Source organism: Stenotrophomonas sp. STEN063 (assembly GCF_056854515.1).
Window position 1 is genome coordinate 1 of record NZ_JBXFWF010000117.1, and the last position, 5,607, is coordinate 5,607.

Annotated in this window: 6 protein-coding genes; 3 read left to right on the plus strand and 3 right to left on the minus strand. The window is 65.2% G+C overall.

Annotation, left to right across the window (positions count from 1 at the left end):
* Positions 1-184 precede the first annotated feature (184 nt).
* Positions 185-1,000: an SDR family oxidoreductase gene (locus tag AC1VWL_RS19060; RefSeq protein WP_296250307.1), complete on the minus strand. Its 816-nt coding sequence runs from the start codon at positions 998-1,000 to the stop codon at positions 185-187.
* Positions 1,001-1,142: 142 nt separating this feature from the next.
* Here AC1VWL_RS19060 and AC1VWL_RS19065 point away from each other — a divergent pair, with 142 nt between their 5' ends.
* Together AC1VWL_RS19065 and AC1VWL_RS19070 are read left to right on the plus strand one after the other, a co-directional pair.
* Positions 1,143-1,817: a hypothetical protein gene (locus tag AC1VWL_RS19065; RefSeq protein ID WP_482987722.1), complete on the plus strand. Its 675-nt coding sequence runs from the start codon at positions 1,143-1,145 to the stop codon at positions 1,815-1,817.
* A gap of 44 nt (positions 1,818-1,861) precedes the next feature.
* The gene (locus AC1VWL_RS19070; protein ID WP_482987723.1) at positions 1,862-2,041 is read left to right on the plus strand and encodes a hypothetical protein; all 180 of its coding nucleotides are present in this window, start codon (positions 1,862-1,864) and stop codon (positions 2,039-2,041) included.
* Positions 2,042-2,202: 161 nt separating this feature from the next.
* On the opposite strand, the gene AC1VWL_RS19075 is transcribed toward AC1VWL_RS19070, so the two are convergent.
* Both AC1VWL_RS19075 and AC1VWL_RS19080 read right to left on the minus strand, forming a co-directional pair.
* Positions 2,203-2,727, minus strand: a complete 525-nt coding sequence (locus AC1VWL_RS19075) for a DUF2867 domain-containing protein (RefSeq protein ID WP_482987724.1) — start codon at positions 2,725-2,727, stop codon at positions 2,203-2,205.
* Positions 2,728-2,750: 23 nt separating this feature from the next.
* Positions 2,751-3,413 (minus strand): protein kinase family protein, encoded by a 663-nt coding sequence (locus AC1VWL_RS19080; protein ID WP_482987725.1) that lies wholly within the window; start codon positions 3,411-3,413, stop codon positions 2,751-2,753.
* A 126-nt stretch (positions 3,414-3,539) separates the two neighbouring features.
* Here AC1VWL_RS19080 and AC1VWL_RS19085 point away from each other — a divergent pair, with 126 nt between their 5' ends.
* Entirely contained in the window at positions 3,540-5,555 is a 2,016-nt protein-coding gene (locus AC1VWL_RS19085) for a bifunctional DedA family/phosphatase PAP2 family protein (protein WP_296250316.1), read from the plus strand.
* The last annotated feature ends 52 nt before the right edge of the window (positions 5,556-5,607 follow it).

The window sequence follows — 5,607 nt, forward strand, 5'->3', positions numbered from 1 at the left end:
GTAGAACCTCGACATTTTATGGGTCTTGCGGGGGATTTACCGAGCATTGCGCGGCTGGTGCCTTTTCGGAAATCCCTCGCCCGACCAGGGCGCGGCACTACGGGTGAGGCTTTGCCGGTAAAGCCCCTGCCGAGCATGGCTCGGCACTACCGGGCGCCTCGCGCCTTCGGCGCAACGAAGGCGATCAGAGAAACAGATCCGGCATCAACGGGCGCGTCGGGTCCATCGCATAACCCGACAGGTCGGTGATGCCCGCCTCCGCCAGCACCTCGTCGTCCAACAGGAACTGGCCACTGAAACCAGCCGCGGTCCGGGTCAGCACCGCGTGTGCGGCATCGGCCATGATCTCCGGCTTGCGGCAGCCCGCCACATCCACACCCGGAATCATGTTGATCGCGTCGGTGGCAATCACTGTGCGCGGCCACAAGGCATTGACCGCAACGCCCTGGCGACCAAACTCAGCCGCCAGGCCCAGGGTGACGAAGCTCATGCCCATCTTGGCCAGGGTGTAGCCGGTATGCGGACCCCACCACTTCGGGTCGAGGCTGGGCGGCGGCGCCAGGGTCAGGATGTGCGGGTTCGGCGCCTGCAGTAGGTGCGGCAGGCAGGCTTGCGCGCACAGGAAGCTGCCGCGCGAATTGACCTGCTGCATCAGGTCGAAGCGCTTCATCGGCGTATCCAGGGTGCCGCGCAGCCAGATCGCCGAGGCGTTGTTGACCAGGATGTCGATGCCACCAAAGGTGTCCACGGTAGCAGCCACCGCCGCATTGACCTGGTCTTCTTCGCGGATGTCGCACTTCAGCGCCAGACCCTGGCCACCTGCGGCCCTGACGGCCTCGGCAGCGGTGTGGATGGTGCCCGGCAGCTTGGGATTGGCGACCGCCGACTTGGCGGCGATGGCAACGTTGGCACCGTCGCGCGCGGCGCGCAGCGCGATGGCCAGACCGATGCCGCGCGAGGCACCGGTGATGAAAAGGGTCTTGCCTTGCAAGCTGCTCATGCGCACTCCGGGACCGGTAAGAAAGCAATCCGCATTATGCCGATACCGGCACTCACGCACAGTCCCGCGGTTTGCCCGGACTTCGACACTCAGGGTTCATATGACTTGCCGATACTGGTGAGATATCGCGCAAGGACTCCCGATGAAGACACTCCACCTCGCTGCTCCGCTGCTGCTCGCCCTTGGCCTTGGTGCCTGCCAGAAGCCGCCCCTCCCTGCCGAAGTACCGGCGGCGGCCAAGGATGTCACCGCACAGACCACCGGCCTGGGCGAACAGACTGCCCGCATTGGTCCCAATGCCGTATGGACGGGGTCGATCGAGTCCTGTCGCACCGACACCGCCGCCGACAACTGCCTGCTGCAGATGATGCGTAGCAGCGGTGCGTCTGCCGCCGCACTGACGGCTGCCAGCACCTTGTCAGCGCAGGGCAAGCCTGGCTATGTCACCGCATGGCAGAACGTCGAAGGCATCGGCGTGGCCACGCTGGAGTTCCCCTTCCGCGCAAATACCAATCAGGGCACCTGGCTGGTGGATGCCAACGGCCTGGCCATCGACGTGGATGAGGACGTGCTCGATGACACCACGCGCGCCTCCGATGCCTACAAGGCGTTCAGCGCCAAGCACCCTGACTCCGGCCCGTTTGCTCCGGCGCTTGCCGCCGGCACGCAGGCCCTGCCCGATGGCGGCGTACGCCTGCGCTACACCACGCCACTGCGCAGCTGCCACGCCTGCGCCGATGATGGCCATGTTTCGCTTGGATATGACTTCGATGCGCAACGCCGCTTTGTCGGCAAGCAGCTGTTGGAGTTACGCTGAGCGCTCCCAATCAAATGGCCCGCAAGGCCACATGGAAGTAGCCAATGCAGGAAAGCAAGGAGTACGTGGTCGGCTGGGGCACGCTGGCGCTGATCAATGCCGGCCTGGCCCAATCCAAAGGACGTGGCGGGATGAACTGGTTCCTCCTTTCGCTGCTGCTCGGCCCGCTGGCCACCTTGCTGCTTGTTGTGTCCAACCCTATCGCTAACAACCCTACGCACTGAATCGCTCATTCCACCAAAGCGTCCATCAAACTGCGGCATTTGCGCAATGCACTGGTGATGCTTCCCAACTGCATTCCACTCAGGACGCGACCTGCAATCGGACATTTTCGGATCGCATCGGGGTACCTGCCGGATCACATCAGCCGCGTTTGCCCAGCCAACTACCCAGTCAGATCATGTCCGGGCGCTACCCTGCGCCGCGCATAGCGCTCCAGCAAACGCGGCACGATGACCCGGTGCAACGGCGCTACCGGCAACATGTACAGACGCCCAAACGGCCGGTGCAGGTGAACCACTGTGCTCACCTGCAGCTGGCAGCTGTCATCGCCGGGGCCAAGCTCTACCGACAGCTCGACGCGCAGATGACGGTCGCTGTCGCCCAGTACCACGCCATCGGCCGTCAGCGCCCGCACAGTGAATATCCCGAGCCTGTCGCCAACCGCCAACCCTTCCGGTGCATGCACCGGCACGCTGCGGATCGCGCCCAGATGCTTCATTCCCAGCAACCGCATGCCGGCATTACGCAGTCGCATCAGGCCATCAAACCAGGCCGGCACCTGCCGGGCGATATCCAGATAGGCCTGTACCGCGCTTTCCGGCCGCCGTGCCAGGGCTATCCTTGCGGCATGCGCAAAATGACTTCCCGGCAGTTGTGGGTGCAGCAAGGCGCCCACAGCTATGTCCACCTCGCGCGCCCGCACGGCGACGCTCAAGGTTTGGGCCCCTGACCTTCGTTGTCTTCCCAATGCAGGATGCGGCGGGTGACGAAGCGGTAGACCGGCTTCCCGGTGGCAAACCATAGCTCACGGATCCACGAATGCCGCTTGAGCAGGCGCAGCTCCACCGGGGTCAGCGCCTGCCGGCAGTACATGCGTTTGTGCTTGAGCAGGTGGCGCAGGTCTTCGCGGGCCAACAGTCGCATCCAGCGCGAACGCGGGTTGCCGCACACCGCCAGCTGGAAATCGATCAGCGCCGGGGAACCGTCCTCGCGCACCAGCCAGTTCGCTTCCTTGGCCAGGTCGTTGTGGGCGATGCCATGCCGGTGCACGCGTTGCAGCAGGCGCCGCGCGGCACGGAAATACGCCAGATCGCCATGTGGCGGGCGCTGGTACATGGCCGCGCCTTCCATGTAGCTGCGGTCCAACCAATGTCCATCCCAGGCCAACAGTCGCGGCGTCGCCTCCATGCCGTCGAGCTTGGCCAGCGCACGCGCTTCCCGCCGCGCCAGCCACCAGGCCGGCAGGCGCAACCACAAGGGCGTCGCCCCCAGGTCGCGGCGCACGAAGCGCCCTTGCGGGCTTTCCATCAACAGGATTTGTCCGAAGCTGTCAGCCTTCAGCGCGGTGACGGGTGCGGGCGCAGAGTCAGTCATTGCAACATTCTAGCCGCTCGCGCGCCTTTCACTGAGCGACATCGCAGGTGAACGACCACACCTGCGATCCACTGAACCTCTGCCGCTGCCATCGGTCTGACTCGGGCTTCCCTTTATAATCCGCTGATGAATTCTTCCTGGATCGACGCCACGCTTGCGTGGATCGCCGCCAACCCCGTCCTTGCTGGCCTGGCGATCTTCGCCATCGCCTTCTGCGATGCCGTGATCATCCTCGGCGCCATCGTGCCGGCTTTGCCGCTGATGATCGCGGTAGGTGTATTGATCGGCATGGGCGAGTTGTCCGGCCCCTATGCGGTGATATGCGCCACCTTGGGCGCCTTTGCCGGCGACGGCTTGAGCTATTGGGTGGGGCGCCGTTGGGGTGACCGCCTGCGCGGCGTATGGCCGTTCAGCCGTTATCCACAGCTGCTGGACCGTGGCGAAGTCATGTTCCGCCGCAATGCGTTCAAGAGCATCCTGATCGCCCGCTATGTCGGTGCGATCCGGCCATTTGTTCCGGCCATCGCCGGCATGGCCAACATGCGTTTCGTCAGCTATCTCAAGGCCAGCGGTCTGGCCTGCCTGTCCTGGGCCATCCTGTTCCTGCTGCCCGGCTGGGCGCTTGGACAGGCCTATGACGCCGTCGCGGCGGTGGCCGGACGGCTGTTCCTGGTGGTCGCTCTATTGGGCGCCCTGCTGGGCCTGGTCTGGGCCATCGTGCTGTACGGCTACCGCTGGTCGGCGACACGCATGGACGGTTGGCTGGCCCGCCTGCTGGCCTGGTCGCACCGCCACCCGCGCTTCATCGGCCACTCCTTGAGTGACTTGTTCGACCCCAAGCGCCGCGAATCGGTACCGCTGGCGATGCTGGCGCTGATGCTGCTGGTGCTGGGCTGGGGCTGGTTTGCACTGCTGATGGTGGTGGTCGGCCACGGCGAACCGCTGGCCCTGGACCTGGCCGTGCACCGCTTGATGCTGGCCCTGCGCAACCCGCTGGCCGACTACCCGATGGCCGCACTGGCCTCGCTGGGCGACTGGCAGGTGCTGTTGCCCGCCATCGCTGCAGGCATGGGCTACCTGGCCTGGCGGCGGCGCTGGATGGCGGTCCTCCACTGGCTGGCAGCATTGGCCTTCGGCCTGGCGCTGACCAAGCTGCTGGGTGCCACCGTCGACGTGGTGCGGCCACCGGCTGCCAGCAGCGGCTTTGGCTTCCCGTCGGTGGCGGTGACCATGGCCACCATCACCTTCGGCTTCTTTGCCGTGCTGATCGGCCGCGAGCTGCCGGGGCGCACCCGCGTCTGGCCGTACCTGCTGTCCGGCGCGGTGGTCACGGTGATTGGCTTTGCCCGCATCTACCTGGGCGCGCATTGGCTCAGCGACGTGATCGGCGGCATGCTGTTCGGCGTGTTCTGGCTGCTGGTGCTGGGCGTGGCCTATCGCCGCCGCTTCAACCGCTCGTTCTGGGTCAAGCCAGTGACATGGCTGTTCTATGGCGCGTTCCTGGTGGCCGGGCTCTGGTATGCGCCACGCAACGTGCCAGCCAAGCTGGCCAAGTTCGAACCGGCGGCCGCCGCGACCACACTGATGGACGCGTCGCATTGGTGGCAGCAGGGCTGGCGTGAGCTTCCCGCACGTCGCAATGATTTCGATGACGACCAGCGCTGGCCGTTGGATGTGCAGGTTGCCGGTCCCTTGCCGGCCCTGCAGCAGCAGTTGGAACGCAACGGCTGGACCCTGCAGCCGCAGGCCGGCTGGCAACAAGCACTGATGATGCTGGACATGAAAGCCACGCCACAGCAGGTACCGGTGTTGCCTGCCACGCTGGACACCAATGTCGAGGCGCTACTGATGCTGCGTCCCGGCGAACGCCCGGATGAGGTCTATGCACTGCGTTTGTGGCCATCCTCTGCACGCCTGCAACCCGGGCAGGCGCCGGTATGGCTGGGCAGCGCACAGACACTGCGCTACCAGCGCCACCTGAAGCTGTTTGGCATGTGGCGGCCATTGCGTGGCGTCGATCCTGCACTGGACGCACTCAAGCAGTCACTGGAAGGCCTGGAAACCCAGCAACAGGTGCAGCCGGAGACGGGTTTGCCGTTGCTGATGATCCGTGCCGAGCCAACCCCGCAAGAACGACTGTAGTGCCGAGCCATGCTCGGCAGAAGCTTTCCCGGTAACGCCCCCTGCCGAGCAT

What these genes read in the sequence shown, in the direction of transcription:
- AC1VWL_RS19065 (WP_482987722.1), top strand. Translation starts at nt 1,143, where the DNA reads ATGAAGACACTCCACCTCGCTGCTCCGCTGCTGCTCGCCCTTGGCCTT.
- AC1VWL_RS19085 (WP_296250316.1), top strand. Translation starts at nt 3,540, where the DNA reads ATGAATTCTTCCTGGATCGACGCCACGCTTGCGTGGATCGCCGCCAAC.
- AC1VWL_RS19070 (WP_482987723.1), top strand. Translation starts at nt 1,862, where the DNA reads ATGCAGGAAAGCAAGGAGTACGTGGTCGGCTGGGGCACGCTGGCGCTG.
- AC1VWL_RS19060 (WP_296250307.1), bottom strand. Translation starts at nt 1,000, where the DNA reads ATGAGCAGCTTGCAAGGCAAGACCCTTTTCATCACCGGTGCCTCGCGC.
- AC1VWL_RS19080 (WP_482987725.1), bottom strand. Translation starts at nt 3,413, where the DNA reads ATGACTGACTCTGCGCCCGCACCCGTCACCGCGCTGAAGGCTGACAGC.